This window comes from Wolbachia endosymbiont (group B) of Dolichovespula media, assembly GCF_947179505.1.
Taxonomy (GTDB): Bacteria; Pseudomonadota; Alphaproteobacteria; order Rickettsiales; family Anaplasmataceae; genus Wolbachia.
Genome location: NZ_CAMXBR010000003.1, coordinates 188413 through 204707 on the forward strand (window position 1 = coordinate 188413; position 16295 = coordinate 204707).

The following is a 16295-nucleotide window of genomic DNA, read 5'->3' on the forward strand; positions in this document are numbered from 1 at the left end:
ACTATCGCCTTTAAACTTATATTATATATATAAATACTCCACTATTTTATAGTATGGCACGCTATAGTTAAACATTTATTAATAATATGCTTACTTATATACACGAATTAATTGATAAAAGCCAAGGATCAATATCCATCAGTAATTTTATGAATGCTGCTCTATATCATAAAGAGTACGGCTATTACATGAATAAATTACCACTTGGCAAAGATGGTGATTTCATTACTGCACCTGAAATTAGTCAGCTGTTTGGTGAAACAACTGCAGTTTGGATAATGGATACATGGGAAAAATTAGGAAAGCCATCAAAATTTTCTCTAGCTGAACTTGGGCCAGGTAAAGGAACACTCATTCATGATGTAATAAGAGTCACCAAAAAATATAGCTGTTTTTTTAGCTCAATGGACATTCATCTAGTTGAGATAAGCCCTATTTTACAGAAAATACAAAAGGAAAAATTAAAGGGATTAGATATTAATTGGCACACAGATGTCGACAACTTACCAAATCAGCCAACTATTTTTTTTTCAAATGAGTTCTTTGATGCTCTTCCAATTGATCAGTTTGTTTATCGTGATGGGCAGTGGTATGAAAATAGAGTAATAAAACAAGATGATGGCAGTCTTTCATTGTCACTCCAGTGCTTAACCAGACCAAAAACTGGACTCCAGACTGGAATGACAGGGGGTTTCAATGGTGCAGTAGTGGAAGTATGCCTAGCCGGAATCGAAATATTAAAGAAACTTGAGAATAAGATAGTCAATAACGGAGGAGCTGCCCTGATTATAGATTATGGTTATTTATATCCTTCATACAAGAGCACTTTGCAATCGATAAGGCAGCATCAGTATGCTAATTTTCTTGAAAATATTGGTAACAGTGATATTACTGCACTTGTAAACTTTCAAGCGTTAAAAGATTCATTAAAATACTTAAATTGTGAGATTTTAACTCAAAGAGAATTTTTATATTTGTTTGGTATAAAGGAAAGAGCGCAAGCTTTAATGAAAAATGCAAGTAATGAACAGAAGAATAAGATCTTCAGTGAATTTTTAAGGTTAACTGAAAATATGGGTACTCTCTTTAAGGTAATGCTGATTCACCATTTGTAGTCTTGTGTAGTTCTTATGTTAAACATACAAATACTAAAAAATTTACAGAATAAAAAAGGTAAAAGAAACGTATCTGTTCAGCAGAGTAGCAAAATAAGATAGACAGATAAGACTATCATAGGAACAAATAGGTGTCATGCAAGTAGCTGACACTGGCATGACAACAAAAAAGTTACTCAAATGACACCCTTTTGATGCACAATTTTTGGTGCATCACGTACTGATTTTCATCCAAGACGATGTCATGCAAGTAGCTGACACTGGCATCCAGCCTTTTCGCGCAAAAAACGTTGTAAAGTGTTTACCAACTTAGCTGGATCCCAGCTGGAATAACACTTGGTTATGCAAGAAATCTATTGTCAAAAAAATTACTTCCGCATATTTTGAATCTGATTATAATGACAATTAGAGATATTTTAAGAGCTCAAAATCTATCTTTGTCTGCAGACTTTCAGTTAACTTTTCAATAAAAAACGTAGCGTATCTTTTTCAGCGTATACACACGTCTGTCATATGTGCGCTGCATTTTTTTCTAATCTTTTTATACAGGAGGATTTTATGTCCAGAATTCCAGATACTTGACCTTTACTTTAGCTAATAACAGGCGCCTGTGATTTTTATAAAGAAAGTCTAGGAAATAACTAAAAACTGTTTCCAGGCATAAATTTGCCATGTATACCTAAAAAGTAATTATATTAGCATAATATTCATACTTATATGCCAATATTAATATTCTTTGAATGGAATACGAAATTAATGTTGAAAAAATATGTACCAAAAAATTTATGTGGGATCTATGCCGAAGCTCAAATTGCATGACACCATTTATTTTTATGGTTTTGTCTATTTTATTTTGCCACTCTGCTAAACGGATACATTTAATTCCATTTTTATCGAGCAGATAATTGTCATATATTAGCTTAGTTCTCCTGTTATACTTAAATATAAATCAGCATAGCCCTAATTTTTTTATATATTTTACTTCTTTCTCTATATTTAATAATAGGCTTGAAAATAAATGGTAAACCTATAATTGTTAAGCTTAGAGCTAGGATTGAAAGTACACAAAAGGCTTTGTGTTTACTATGTAGCTCTTTCAAGTAAAGCATCAAAAACCTACAAAATTTTTTGTAATTTTCTTCAATATTTTTTTTGCTATGAGCCTTGTCAATAAACATATCTATTGCAGTATAATCATTACTACAATTAATTGCCCCTTTTTCTATTAATAGCTGAGCTATATCAAAATAATCCTTTTGAATAGTAAGATGCAGAGGTGTAAAACCTTGTTGATCACAAATATTCATATTGGCTTTTACTGCTAACAACATTCTTACAATTTCTACATGGCCTTTTTTAGCTGCAAGTAGCAGAGGAGTTCTGTTGCATCTAGTGACGGCATTAACGTTTACCTTAAGCTCCAATAAGAACTTAACTGCTTTAGTATCACCATTATAGCTAGCTTTATGTAACCTGGTGTTACCGCTACAATCTTGGTCATCTGCTTCTATTCCCTTTGAAACAAGAAATGTTACCATTTGCCTATTATTATTCTTAATAGCGCAATCCAGTGCATCAAAACCATGTTTATTTTTTGTGCAAATAAACTCTTTTAACTTAGCTTTTGCTTGCTTTACAATAAGCTTTACCAGTTGCATTTTGTTGTTATATGCTGCTAGAAAAAGCGTAGTATTATTTTCTGCATCTTTTGCTTCTATGTTTGCACCTTTCTTTATCAGATATTCTATAATCTCTGCTCTACTTTCATAATGTGTAGTACATTGATAAATGGTCAAAAATAAAGGAGTACGAAAGTTGTTATCTTCACATTCAAGATTTGCTCCGCTATCAATTAAAATCTGGACGCTCTTTTTAGAACCGTATAATGAAGCTATGTGAAGAGGAGTATAGCCTTTCTCAGCATCTTTTTCATTAATTTTTGCGCCTTTTGTTATTAAAAAATCCATTAATTCTGTGTCATCTTGTAGTGTAGCAAGGTGAAGTGGAGTAAATCCATTTTTATCTCTAGAATTAATTGTCAGTTGATTAACAAGAAGTTTAGCAATTTTTTTGTGTCCATGCATAATAGCATAATGCAGTGGATTTCTATTTTCGTTGTCCACAACATTAAAGTCAGCTTCGTGCTCTAATAATGATTTTACTCCAACTAAATCGCCTTCTTTTGTAAACTTATGCAAGAGAGTGACTCCGCTTACATCTTTTGAGTTAATATCAAATCCACTTTCTACCAATTGATGTATGTCTTCCTCACACGCCATACCATTTTAATTAAACCCTTTTCGCATTAACAATACTCCCACTTAATTAAGTTTGAATGAATCTGTAAAAGATATATCACAATTTATTGAAGTTACTAAATTCCGATATATTAAAGTCCACAATTTCCTGAATATAGAAATATTTATTTTTATACATTTGCCCTATTTCTTGTCATCCCAGTACATTCTTTTTTGTCATCCCCAAGTAGCCCCATTTCACACTACTTTCATCCCAGTGCCCAGACACCAGCCTTTCTTACCAACAAAAACTTAGCATAACTTTTGTTCTCAAAAAATTTCTGGATTCCAGTGTCAAGCACTGATCTTCAATCTCCGTACATCTCTGCGTCACGCACTGAAATGACACCCTGAAGCTTTAGCTATAAATATTAAGCAAGCAAAAAAAGGCAAAAGAAGCCTCATGGAGATAGTTGCTCCACTCTTTTTACTTGATGCTGCTCAAGCAGGTCACTTGGATGTAGTAAAATACTTAGTAGAAATAGCAAACGCAGGTGTTAATTATGTAGTTAGTACTCTTAGTCTACCTCATTTTGACTATGAAAAAACTGCTCTTGGAAAAACTGCTCTAATGTTTGCTGCTAAAAGTAGTCATTTTGTATAGTTTTATCCAACTCAGACGTAGTTTAACCCTAGATTAACTAATTTATCCTTTGCAATTGTAATAAGGTCTATAAACTACTGCAAATCCAAATTTCTATTTGATCTTACATTCTTATTGTAATAACCTCTATGGATCACACAGCATTAGTCGTGTATCTGAACAGATACTTTTGTACATGAATCAGCTTTATGTGTATCAACTCTGTCTACTTCAAGTTTCCAGCAAAACTACTTTCTAATGTATTGCTTTCAATCAAGTTCTTTGTTAAGCTCACTGTTAGTGGATGTTCAATTATCTTAACATAAAAATCAAGGCAGCTTTAGGTATAAATACGAGTAACTCGTATAAATAAAGAGGCTATAAGAAGTTTCTTACCATTCTATTCAAACGGGTTTTAAACTTTTGAAATGTCATGACATTGTTGATACGTTTGTCAAGAAACGACAGGGTATCTGCAAAATCTTCTGAATAATCATTGATAAAAAAAAGTATCGTACTTAAGTACACTCCAGCTAATATTGCTCTTTTTGTATAGTAGTTAAAATCTGTTGATTGATCATGAATGCCATACCAAATCGCGCTAACAGTTCTGTACAAGAGTTTACTAGAAAAATATGTATTTTGGGGTAATATAGAGAATGATAAAACATTTTTTAAAAACTCTCTGTAATTTTGTAACTTAGCATAGTTTGAAAGGCGTATTTGGACAGCTAACTTTATCCGCTCTCTTACCTTCATATCTTCTAAATTGGAATTCCAAAGTTCAGTTTCTATTGAGCTATTTAAGTCCTCTGCTATGTACTCCAAAGCACTATATATTCCATTTTGAAATTTACAAAAACTATTGGCTAGGTTAAGGTTCGTGCACACTTTCAATAAGGTTGCATCACTTATTCCTTCAAATGGAATAACCTTAATCAGCTCATCTACTATTAACTTTTGTTCCATACAATACTATACTAAACATCACATATAATTGTACCTGAGATTTTCAAACATTCTGCAAAATGCTTCACCGCGCTCTTCAAAATTTTTCCACTGATCAAAAGAAGAACATGCAGGAGAAAGTAATATCGCTACTTCTTCTTTGCTATTTATGGCCTCTTCAAAAGCCAGTTTAAATGCGTTTTCTAGATTATAGCACTTCATATAATCTATTTTGTTCTCCATAATGTTTGCAAAAACTTCAGTTGATTCTCCAATAAGAAAAGCTTTTCTAATCTTGGTGAAATGCTTGCTTAATGATTCTATTCCGCCTTTTTTGCTTTTTCCGCCAACAATCCAATATATGTTTTTATAAGATAAAATTGCCTTTTCGGTCGATTCTGCATTGGTTGCTTTGCTATCGTTGATAAAAAGTACATTATGTATTTTGCCAAGAAATTCATTTCTGTGTCTTAGCCCTGGAAAGGATTTGATTTCATTGACAATAGTGCTGCTATCTACTCCAAGTAACTTGCACACAGCGTGTGCAGCTACTATATTTTCTACATTGGATACTAGGTTTACTTTCATATCACTCATTGATAAGTTGTGATTCTCTAATTTTATCGAGATCTCCTGAATCTCAGCACTCCTTTTGTCATCCAAGTAGCTGACACTGGGATCCAGATAATTTCGATCTATACCAGTAATCTGTTCACTATAATCAAGCAAATTGTTATCTGCCAATGATATTAGATCTCTTGCACTACCCTCTATCATCTGAGTAGTTGGCAATGGTTTTTCTTTTCTGGTCATGCGCTGGAATGACACCAGGGAATATGTTACTGAAATTGGAATTTTGTTCCCAGTGAATTTATTGAATACATCAGCGGTAATTTTGTTATCACATCCTATCACGGCAATCTTGCTACTGTTTATCAGTTTTAATTTAGTTGCTATGTAGTTATTCATACTTCCATGTCTATCTATGTGGTCTGGTGTGATGTTGAGCAATACAGAAATGTCTACATTAATTTTATTTATTAGCTCCAATTGAAAAGAGGAGAATTCAATTACATAAATTTCTGCATCTCTTTCTAAATCCAAAATAGGCACACCTAAATTCCCGCCAATAGCTACTTTTTTCCCTGTGGATTTTAATATGTGCCCTATTAGTGACGTGGTGGTTGATTTGCCATTTGTTCCGGTGATGCCTACAACCTTCTGGCTTGTAGTTTTAGTTTCGAGAAATAGCTCAATGTCTGATTTTATTTTGCAGTCAAAGCTTCTTGCAAGTTTTACTACCCAATGCGTTGGTATTGGCACTCCAGGGCTCAAAATTAGTGTGCTTATCTCATGCCAATTATACTCATTGGGATGAGTATAGTTACACTCTTTATATATCTTTTTTGCATTTGCTATTTGCTCTTTATTATCATCCCATGCATATATTTTTGCACTGCTTTTTGTTAGAGCATTAATAACGGACAAACCAGTTTTACCAAGGCCGAAAACCGCAACACTTTGATTTTTGTATTTGTTTAGTTGCACTTCTAGATAACTTATGCGAACCATTTTATAAAGATATAATACAAATTATAATGACTTCTTCCATAGTTTTTGGCAGTGCTTAACTTTATTGTCACAACCTTAGCCAATAGAAAACTCCTTGACACATTTTGCCAACTCCCTTACCATGACAATAAGAGTATTTATCCTTTAGAATTAATTAAGAGAAAGTTTTTTCTCGACTTGTTGTATAATTTGATAAAAGTGATCAAAATCTAAGCTTGCACTACCAATTAAAACTCCTAATAGATTTGGAATACTGAGCAAGTTTCCTATATTTTCTGAGCTGACTGAGCCACCATATATAATGTGTTTTTTACCAGTACACAATTTTATTATCTCTATCACCTCAGCAATTGCGTCATTATTTGGCACATTTCCTGTTCCTATTGCCCATATCGGTTCGTATGCTATGGTATATTCACCTTGTGTTGGCAAACGGTTTTTGCATTGATATTCTATTACTTCTTTTGTTTTTTTATTTTTATAATCTTCTGAGTTTTCACCTACACAGATGATTGGGTGTAATCCTGATTCTATTGCTGTTTTCGATTTAAGTTTTATTTCACTATCTTTTTCATGAGCCCTTTCAGAATGTCCAAGTATTACGTAACTACATCCTAGTTCCTTCAACATTCCTGCACTAATTTCACCTGTGTAAGAACCGAACTCTTTATGATGACAATTCTGTCCTCCTATTTTAATATTATTGTTCAACTCTATACTGCTTGGAAATGATGTAAAAGGAGGGCAAATTACTAATTTAGAGGTAATTTCGTTGCTCTTGTTGTTAAGTTTGCCTATAAAGTTAACAAATGAAGAACGTGTTCCATTCATTTTCCAATTTGCTACTATTAAAAAGGACATCAACTTTACTTGTATGGATAAGAGTGCCGGCTGTCGGACTTGAACTGACAACCTACTGATTACAAGTCAGTTGCTCTACCAATTGAGCTAAGCCGGCATTAAATACACTGACAATATACAATTATTGATGAATTTTCGTCAACTAATTTTTAAAATACTGCATACTAAGATCATATGAAAAAATTTTCACTGAAGCCAAAAAAGAGTCTAGGACAAAATTTTATTTTATCGAATGAGATAACAAAAAGAATAGTTGCTTTAGCTGGTAGCCTGAAAGATTTTAATGTTATTGAAATTGGTCCTGGGTATGGTGCGTTAACAAGAGAAATATTGGCGTATAATCCAAAGTTTCTACTTTCTATAGAAAAAGATAGTAGTTTAGTGAAACATCACGAACAATTGCTAAATGAGCATCAGGGAAAATATAGAATTATAGAAGCAGATGCACTTAATGTTGTAGAAAAAGAGCTGGTAGAATGTCCAGTCAAAGTCATTACTAACTTGCCTTACAATATCTCAGTAGCGTTATTTTTAAAGTGGTTAAATAATATAAAATTTTTTACGAATTTGACGTTAATGTTCCAAAAGGAGGTAGCAGAGCGTATTACAGCAGAACCTAATTCTAAAGATTATGGTTCCCTATCAGTGCTAAGCCAGTTACTATGCGACATAAAAAAGGAATTTGATATTGAACCTAAGGAATTTTTTCCAAGACCAAAAGTATATTCTTCAGTAATTACAGTAAAACCTTTACCCACTCCAAGATTTGCAGTAAATTTAGAAACCTTAACAAAGCTAACACGTGCTGTGTTCGCTCAAAGAAGAAAGATGCTGAGAAATAGCTTGCAAAGTATAACTAGTGATGTCTCAACTACTCTTGAGAATGCTAAACTGAGTGGAGACGAACGTCCAGAAAGCTTAACTATTGAGCAGTTCTGTTTGCTAGCAAATAATGTAATTTTGCGATAAATATATTAGGAGCTACATACCTCTTCTATCCTATTTTGATCTAAAAATAGCTGGATCCAGGCTAATTTTGCAAAAGCTCTATTGCAATTTCATTAATTGGCGTATAAGCTTTAAATAAAGCATATGAAAAAAATGGAAGCTTGTTATTCGTTTGACGATGTACTTCTCTTACCGGCCTATTCTGATGTATTGCCTCGTGATGCAGACACAAGAACTTATCTAACAAATAATATAGAACTAAATATCCCTCTCATATCCTCTGCAATGGACACTGTCACTGAATCAGGCTTTGCAATAGCTATTGCCCAACATGGTGGAATAGGTTGCATACATAAGAATTTATCAATAGATGAACAAGTGTTAGAAGTAAGAAGGGTGAAAAAATATGAAAGCTGGATCGTGTATAACCCAATTACAATTTCCCCAGATAAAACAGTTGCAGAAGCAGTTTCATTAATGAGAGAGTATAATTATTCCGGCATTCCTGTAGTTGATCAACGCAAGTTAGTGGGAATTTTAACTAATCGAGATGTGAGGTTTATTGAAGACCAGAACATGAATATAAAAGTTTCCGAGGTAATGACAAAAGATAAGTTAGTAACAGTTCGAGAGCAGGCAGTAAACAGCGCCTCAGCAATGAAATTGTTGCATGCAAATAGAATAGAGAAGCTTTTGGTTGTTGATGAAAATTCTTGTTGCATAGGTCTAATCACAGTTAAAGACATCGAAAAATACAATAGATATCCAAATTCATGTAAAGACAGTAAAGGTCGACTCAGAGTTGCCGCTGCAATTGGTACTGGTAAAAAAGACGGTATAGAAAGATGTGAAGCTTTGATCGAAGAAGAAGTTGATGTGGTTATTGTAGATACCGCTCACGGTCATTCCCAGAACGTTATCAGTACTATTAAGGAAATAAAAAAGATGTATCCGAATACTCAATTAATCGGCGGAAATATCACAACAACAGAGGCTGCTGAAGCGTTGATTGATGCTGGTGTTGATACAGTGAAAGTTGGAATAGGGCCAGGATCAATTTGTACTACCAGAATAGTTACAGGCGTTGGTATGCCACAATTCTCTGCGATCAAGAATATTGCAGAGGTTTGTAAAACAAAAAACGTCAGACTAATTGCTGATGGTGGAATAAAATATTCGGGAGATGTTGCAAAAGCTATTGCAGCTGGTGCTGATACTGTGATGATAGGTTCAATCTTTGCTGGTACTGAGGAAAGCCCAGGTGAGATTATCATGTATAAGGGTAGAGCATATAAGGAATATCGAGGAATGGGATCTATTAGTGCAATGAAACGAGGGTCAGCTAGCCGTTATTTTCAAGATTCAAAACTCGATTTAGTCCCACAAGGAGTAGAAGCAAGAGTTCCTTTTAAAGGTCCAGCTTCAGGAGTGATCTGTCAGTTAATTGGTGGGTTGCAAGCTGCAATGGGTTACACTGGCAACCGTAATATAGAAGAGATGAAAAAAAACTGCAAATTTGTCACTATTACTTCATCAGGGTTAAGAGAAAGTCATGCTCATGATATAATCATTACACAGGAAGCTCCAAATTACGCTTACCAAGCATCTAATTTATCATCTGATTCAGAGTAAATACAATCCCCTTTTGAGTGTGTCATTTCAACACTGGTACACAATTGTATAAACATATTAATATTAAGAGTCAAAAAGATGTCATCTAAGTGGCTGACACTGGAAAATCGATTGTAAATAAACTGACTACATAAAATTTTTGATCAAAATCAGTGCTATAAGTTGGAATAGCAACTTAAGGCAGATTGCCAGCTTAATATATTTTGATGAATCCAAATTATTTTAGCTATAAGAGAGCTTTGCTTTTTTGCTCTATTAGAATTGGCTTACTTTTAGTGATTCATGGAGTTAAAAAAGTCAGCATTGCTCTTTGTTAAAAGTAATTTGTCACGTAAAAACTCCATTGCTTCAACAGATCCCATAGGGTTAAGTATCCTACGCAATACCCATATTTTATTTAGTATGGCCTTATCAACTAATAGCTCTTCCTTCCTTGTTCCGGATTTGGTAATATCAATAGCAGGGAATATACGTTTATCAGCAAGTTTTCTATCTAGTATAATTTCAGCATTACCTGTGCCTTTAAACTCTTCAAAAATAACATCATCCATTTTTGAACCAGTTTCTATAAGGGCTGTAGCGATGATTGTCAAAGAACCACCATTTTCAATATTACGAGCTGCTCCAAAAAAGCGTTTTGGTCTTTGCAGCGCATTTGAATCTACACCACCGGTTAGAACCTTTCCAGACGAAGGAATAACTGCATTATAAGCACGTGCAAGGCGAGTTATAGAATCAAGCAAAATCACTACATCTTTTTTGTGTTCAACCATTCTTTTAGCTTTTTCTATTACTATTTCAGCAAGTTGGACATGACGGTAGGCAGGCTCATCAAATGTAGAGCTTACCACTTCACCCTTTACAGAGCGTATCATATCTGTCACCTCTTCGGGTCTTTCATCTATAAGTAATACTATTAGTTCTATTTCAGGATGATTTGTAGCTATAGAGTGAGCCATTTGCTGAAGCAATATCGTTTTTCCTGTACGAGGTGGAGCAACTATCAATGCTCTTTGTCCTTTTCCAAGAGGTGTAACTATATCTACAGCACGCATGTTTATATCTTTTTTATTATCTCCGCTACTGTTGTTTTCAAGGATGAGGCTTTTTTCAGGATAAAGTGGAAGCAAATTATCAAAATGTACGTACTTTCTTAATTCACTGATTTCAGTAGAGTTTATACTGTGAACCTTAGTTAAAGTAAAATATCTTTCCTTATCACCAGGTGGCCTTATTTCTCCACATGCCATATCTCCTGTACGTAAATTAAACTTCTTTATTTGGCCATTGGAAATATAAACATCATCGGTACTTGGAGCATAATTTGCACTTGATGAACGTAAGAAACCAAAACCATCAGGCAATATTTCCACTACTCCACTTCCTGTGGTTATGCCTCCTTCTTCACTCATTTTCTTCATTAAACTGAATATCATTTCCTGTTTTAGCATCCTGCCATTGCCTTTACCACTAGTTGAAATTTTTCTTTCTTCAGCTAGCTCTAACAATTCTTCTGCTGTTTTCTCTTTCAATTCGCTCAGGTCCAACGTTTTCTTGTTTTTTTCAGCACCTTCACTGGTAATTTGTTTTACTGCGTCAGCATTATGAATTTGTTCGCTTTTTTCAGGTTGACCTACAACCTCTCCTTTTGCTAAGACATCTTCATTGATTGTTGTCATAATCCTCCAAAAATTTTAATTGATGCTTACTAACCTAAAATGTGAGTATAAAACAATAAATTAGGCTGAGCTAGTTTTTAGTGCGTATTTAGACTTAATTATTATTAAACTAGATACTTTACTCATATTATACTGATAAAAACTAACAAGTCAAGTCAATTTAATATTAACAAAGTACAAGAATTTGAGAATCATCAATAGCTATTATTTATATTTTTTAATCTTTGTTTCTTCTCTTCTTCTACTTTCGCTTTTTCTACTTCCGCTTCTAAATTTTCCTGGCTACATAAACCAAGTAGTACAGGATCTTGAGGTTTGATATTGAGTATGTTATGATGAGATCTATTTCTTACCTGCTCAACTGTGTAATTTGTTGTACCAACTAGCTTAGCTATCACATTATTGTTCAAGATAGGAAATTTTTTTACCAAATAATAAATCGCATTAGGTTTATCTCTACGCCTTGCTGTGGAAGCAAAGGCAAGAAAGCTAATCGTCTTTGCACTTTTTTTCATATTTTTTATAATCAAATTTGGTACACGATTTGGATTTTTTTTGCAATTATCGATTTCTTTTTCAGTAATTATTTCAGAAATAATAGGGTCATACTTTTCAACTTCTATTTCCTCATCAGCTATGTCTTGTACTTTTTCAAGGGATAACTTGCAACATTGTGCTATTTGATCAAAAGTTAAGCTAGTGTTATCAACCAACCAAGCGGCTACTTGCATGAGAAATTGTTCATTTCTATCTTTATTGTCTTTAGAAGATTCCATTGACATCGAAAAAACATCTCCCATTTTAATATTCCTTTACTGTTATAGAAATAAAATATAAACCATTAAAACTAAAAAAGCATTAACTTTGTCATCCAATGGCTTTTTGGTTTATATTTCTTATCTCTTAGAACCTGTTCATAATCTTTTGAGGAGGAAAGAAGTAAAAGCAAATTTGTAGGCTAGTATTAAGTTTACGCTCGCAATTTTTCCAAAGTCGCCTACATTTTTCCAACCAGGCAAAAGATCTCTCACGTTAGCTAGTTGTTACTCTCTAATCCTGAAAATTGGCGTTCTATACTGTCTTAAACGTTTTATAAGCTCGTTTCAGCTTATGTTAGGTAAAAACCTAGAAATATTGTGAAGACATAAGGTGCACGTAGTGCAAAAAATTAAAAATAAGACGCCAACTGTATAATACTTTTGTCGTTTAATCTGCACAGATTGAAGATAATAAAATACCTTCAGTCTTATGATAAGGAAAATGGAAAAATGTGTAAAGTAATCTTTTTCACCTCTGTGAGCTACTTGAATTAAAAAAGAAGAGATACTAACCTCTTGCATTCAAACTCACATAAATCATGAATTATGCATGTTTCACACAAAGGTTTTTGTGCCTTGCAAATGTATCTACCGTGTAAAACTAGCCAATGATGAGCATAAAGCAGGTATTTTTTTGGAACCACATTCAAAAGAGATTGCTCTGTTTTAAATATATCTTTTTCTTTCACAAGCCCAACTCTATTGCTTACTCTAAAAACATGAGTATCAATTGCCAATGTTGGAATACCAAGCCCTGAATTTAAGAACACATTAGCGCTCTTTCTCCCAACCCCTGGTAAAGATACCAAATCATCGAAATTAGTAGGCACTTTGCTATTGTACCTCTCAATCAATATTTTGCTGAGCCCGATTATATTTTTTGCTTTGGAATTATATAAACCAATTGTAAGTTAAAAACATGATATAAATGAAGTAAGAGGGAAGATAACTCTACTCACTATAGGAATAGAGTTATCACGGGCGTGTGCGACCGAAAACCAATTGGTATTACAACCGTTTGTATCAAGGTACACTAGCCCTATCTCTCGATACGTTTGAATAGTTGTTTGGGAAATATATATACGCCCGTTTACAATCTTAAATTAACTAAAACTATCGAGATTTATTATGGTTACATCTTATCAAAATTTTATTGGCATTGACATCGGAAAATTTAAAAATGTTGCTGCAGTTTACAACCAAAATAACATTATCAAGTTCGACAATAATGCTGATGGTTGGCAACTGTTGTTTAAAAAGTTTTCAGATATTCTACCTAATTCTTTGGTAACTTTAGAAAATACAGGCAAATATGAGCTTGGTTTATCACATTTTCTTGTTGGCAAGAATATTGCAGTACATCAAGCAAATACTCGAAAAGTAAAAAGTTTTATCTTGTCTCACGAAACTTTAGCAAAGTCTGATAAATCAGATGCGATGGCTCTTGCTCAATACGGATGTGAACGCCATAAAACTCTCTCTCTATTTGTACCTACTTCAAAAGAACAATCAACTCTAGCTGCACTGTGTCAACGTCGTGATGACATTACGCAAATGAGAACTCAGGAAAAGTGTAGACTGGAAGCTCCTGAAAATGACCATATAAAGGAAAGTTGCCAGAAGACCATTGAATTTTTCAATAATCAAATAAACGAACTCAATGACACTATACAAAAAATTATTGATGAAAGCCATGAGCTACAACAACGTCAAAAAATCCTTAAAACAGTTCCTGGAATAGGCAAAAAGTTATCACAAGATTTTTTGTGTTTAATGCCAGAGCTTGGCTACTTAAGTAGAAAAGAAGTAGCAAGTCTTGCCGGAGTAGCACCTCATCCTAAGGAAAGTGGTAAAGCTGTTGGTTACCGAAGGATTATGGGCGGTAGAAGTAATGTTCGTTCAAAGCTCTTCATATCAGCCATAGCTGTTACAAAGTCAAAATCTGTACTTGGTGCCTTTTATTCTAAGCTTGTTGAAAGTGGTAAGAAGAAGATGGTGGCTATAACAGCTCTTATGCGTAAAATTATAGTAATTGCTAATGCAAGACTTAAAGCAGCAATTGCTTCACACAGTAGCAACTGACAATGAATATTGTGAATAAGTACGTCCACACAAACTTAAAGTACTTATTCACATATTCATTGGCTTAAGCAGGCAATAGCTGTTTGACATAAAATTCTATTCCTATGACGAATGGATTTTTATTACCTACATGATTGGATCAAGTTGCAAAATTACACAATAAAAAATTTTTTAAAAAACATAGTTGATACTGCTTATGTATTTTCTCAGCTCACTTTGCCCAAGATTCAACATTTTTTCTGGCGTATCAGCGATACTAAATAGCTCCTTTGTAATTTTATTAACACTTATATCGGTCGTCCGCGCTGACAGAACTATTGCAACTAATAACGTAAAATGATTGGTATAATTTAGCTCTATTTTTGGCGCAGGATTTGACTGTTGAAATTTTTCAAATATTAATTCTACTTTTTTTGAGTCCATGCATAGAGCTAAAAGCTTATACTATACTGTTTGCTGTGCAAATTCAATTGCTTGAGGATTAGATAGTCCTTCAGTATTAACATCAGACATATCAGTTTTTACCTCATCAAAATTCCTTTCAGCAAATTCGCTTGCCACTTCTGCAAAACACTTTCTAACAAGAGGCATAATTATCGGCATTAATAGCCTTCGTGGATCATACCGTCCTAACAGATTAGTTTCCTTTTGTACTCTATCTCTTGGATCTTCCTCTAATAAATCTTTTGCGTGCTTTTCAGCATATATTTCACAGCCTTTTGAGAAAACAGGAGCTAACATTTCAATTAATACTGCCAATAACAATAGTGAACCAAGTACAGCTCCACCAACAGTTAATCCATTAGCAATGAAATTTATTGTAACTAAATAAACAGAAAAAGCAGCTAAAGGATAGTTGATAAGAAATTTACTGCTTAGCTCGATATAGCTCATCTTACTTATGAATTCATCAATAGAAATTTCTGAATTGGCATACTTTTTCATATAATGACCTACTAATAAACGAGAGGCGTTATTAATAATGATATTAAGTGCTATGATCCACCATGAAAAATAGCAACCTATAGTAATTGTAGTTAATATAGCTAAAGGCAGAAAACTTATTTTTGGTACTAACATTAGAGCATTTTTGCGCTCTATAAATTTCAATGCTAATGTCTTTTTATCTTCTTCAATTAGGCTTCTCTTTTCTTTTAGAGGAGTAATATAATTGAATAATTGTATGCTTGGCTTTGCTATATATTGATATAACTCTTGCATTAACTTTGCACTTTGTACACTCTTCTGAGAATTATCTAAATTTGGATTTAGCAAAATCCTCTCTATTTGAGCTTGAAGTTCATTATAGCTTTTTAGGTCTTCTCCAAACGAACAATCATTTCTTTTTAGTATAGCAATCAACCCATCAAAATCTTTACCTACAGCTTCTTCCTCACTGATTTTTAGCTCGTTAAACAACTTTCTCCTATAGTGAAACTCTCTTGCCGTTAAACGTCCATTACTTTCAGCAACAACACTGACTTTAACACAAGGATTTCCTGACTCCAAAGGTTCAATGTACTTTTTTAGATCTTGATAAGCTTTATAAATCTGATCAAATCTATTTTTGTCTCCACCTTTGTCAGGATGGTTTACAAGTATCAATTTATTATATTGTTTTTCCAGAAACTTGCTAAGAGCTTGATAATCCTTACCTACAATTTGTTCAGCTTTTATCTCTAGTACGTTAAACAGATCATTATTATCATAAAACTCCTGACCAGTTAACTTAAAATGTTGACTCATTACTACACCTCACA

12 protein-coding genes, 1 tRNA gene and 3 pseudogenes are annotated in these 16295 nt (G+C 33.6%); 5 read left to right on the plus strand and 11 right to left on the minus strand.

Going from position 1 to position 16295, the window contains the following annotated elements; all coding sequences use genetic code 11:
- The first annotated feature begins 86 nt into the window (after positions 1-86).
- Positions 87-1115 carry a class I SAM-dependent methyltransferase gene (locus tag OM967_RS03485; protein ID WP_211908473.1) on the plus strand — a complete coding sequence of 343 codons (1029 nt, stop codon included), beginning with the start codon at positions 87-89 and terminating at the stop codon, positions 1113-1115.
- A gap of 938 nt (positions 1116-2053) precedes the next feature.
- Here OM967_RS03485 and OM967_RS03490 read toward each other — a convergent pair.
- Positions 2054-3394, minus strand: a complete 1341-nt coding sequence (locus tag OM967_RS03490) for an ankyrin repeat domain-containing protein (protein ID WP_264337630.1) — start codon at positions 3392-3394, stop codon at positions 2054-2056.
- 421 nt (positions 3395-3815) lie between these two features.
- Here OM967_RS03490 and OM967_RS03495 point away from each other — a divergent pair, with 421 nt between their 5' ends.
- On the plus strand, positions 3816-4016 hold the full coding sequence (locus OM967_RS03495; RefSeq protein WP_010405605.1) for an ankyrin repeat domain-containing protein: 201 nt from the start codon (positions 3816-3818) through the stop codon (positions 4014-4016).
- Positions 4017-4373: 357 nt separating this feature from the next.
- Here the strand turns inward: OM967_RS03495 and OM967_RS03500 are convergent, their stop codons facing one another.
- From OM967_RS03500 to OM967_RS03515, 4 genes are all read right to left on the minus strand, one after another.
- Positions 4374-4964 carry a COQ9 family protein gene (locus OM967_RS03500; protein ID WP_250120073.1) on the minus strand — a complete coding sequence of 197 codons (591 nt, stop codon included), beginning with the start codon at positions 4962-4964 and terminating at the stop codon, positions 4374-4376.
- Between the two features lie 18 nt (positions 4965-4982).
- On the minus strand, positions 4983-6515 hold the full coding sequence (murD, locus tag OM967_RS03505; protein ID WP_211908476.1) for a UDP-N-acetylmuramoyl-L-alanine--D-glutamate ligase: 1533 nt from the start codon (positions 6513-6515) through the stop codon (positions 4983-4985).
- A gap of 150 nt (positions 6516-6665) precedes the next feature.
- Positions 6666-7376 carry a triosephosphate isomerase gene (locus OM967_RS03510; protein ID WP_264337631.1) on the minus strand — a complete coding sequence of 237 codons (711 nt, stop codon included), beginning with the start codon at positions 7374-7376 and terminating at the stop codon, positions 6666-6668.
- 24 nt (positions 7377-7400) lie between these two features.
- Positions 7401-7473 (minus strand) — tRNA-Thr (locus OM967_RS03515).
- Positions 7474-7550: 77 nt separating this feature from the next.
- Between OM967_RS03515 and rsmA the strand changes: the two genes are divergently transcribed.
- Together rsmA and guaB are read left to right on the plus strand one after the other, a co-directional pair.
- A complete protein-coding gene (gene rsmA, locus OM967_RS03520) occupies positions 7551-8345 on the plus strand; it encodes a 16S rRNA (adenine(1518)-N(6)/adenine(1519)-N(6))-dimethyltransferase RsmA (protein ID WP_264337632.1) in 795 nt (264 codons plus the stop codon).
- Positions 8346-8468: 123 nt separating this feature from the next.
- A complete protein-coding gene (gene guaB, locus OM967_RS03525) occupies positions 8469-9956 on the plus strand; it encodes an IMP dehydrogenase (RefSeq protein WP_211908481.1) in 1488 nt (495 codons plus the stop codon).
- 272 nt (positions 9957-10228) lie between these two features.
- Here guaB and rho read toward each other — a convergent pair whose 3' ends face one another.
- The 4 genes and pseudogenes from rho to OM967_RS03545 form a co-directional block, all read right to left on the minus strand.
- The gene (gene rho / locus OM967_RS03530) at positions 10229-11635 is read right to left on the minus strand and encodes a transcription termination factor Rho (RefSeq protein WP_250120075.1); all 1407 of its coding nucleotides are present in this window, start codon (positions 11633-11635) and stop codon (positions 10229-10231) included.
- Positions 11636-11829: 194 nt separating this feature from the next.
- The gene (locus tag OM967_RS03535; protein WP_264337633.1) at positions 11830-12435 is read right to left on the minus strand and encodes a cell cycle transcriptional regulator TrcR; all 606 of its coding nucleotides are present in this window, start codon (positions 12433-12435) and stop codon (positions 11830-11832) included.
- 114 nt (positions 12436-12549) lie between these two features.
- Positions 12550-12664, minus strand: a pseudogene (locus tag OM967_RS03540) (IS5/IS1182 family transposase); the annotation flags it as partial.
- A 280-nt stretch (positions 12665-12944) separates the two neighbouring features.
- Positions 12945-13361: pseudogene (locus tag OM967_RS03545) on the minus strand (endonuclease III domain-containing protein); the annotation flags it as partial.
- Between the two features lie 220 nt (positions 13362-13581).
- Here OM967_RS03545 and OM967_RS03550 point away from each other — a divergent pair.
- Positions 13582-14535, plus strand: coding sequence for an IS110 family RNA-guided transposase (locus OM967_RS03550; protein ID WP_264337634.1), 954 nt, complete (start codon positions 13582-13584; stop codon positions 14533-14535).
- Positions 14536-14721: 186 nt separating this feature from the next.
- Here the strand turns inward: OM967_RS03550 and OM967_RS03555 are convergent.
- Positions 14722-14958, minus strand: a pseudogene (locus OM967_RS03555) (endonuclease III domain-containing protein); the annotation flags it as partial.
- A gap of 21 nt (positions 14959-14979) precedes the next feature.
- The gene (locus OM967_RS03560; protein ID WP_211908487.1) at positions 14980-16281 is read right to left on the minus strand and encodes a molecular chaperone DnaJ; all 1302 of its coding nucleotides are present in this window, start codon (positions 16279-16281) and stop codon (positions 14980-14982) included.
- Positions 16282-16295 lie beyond the last annotated feature (14 nt).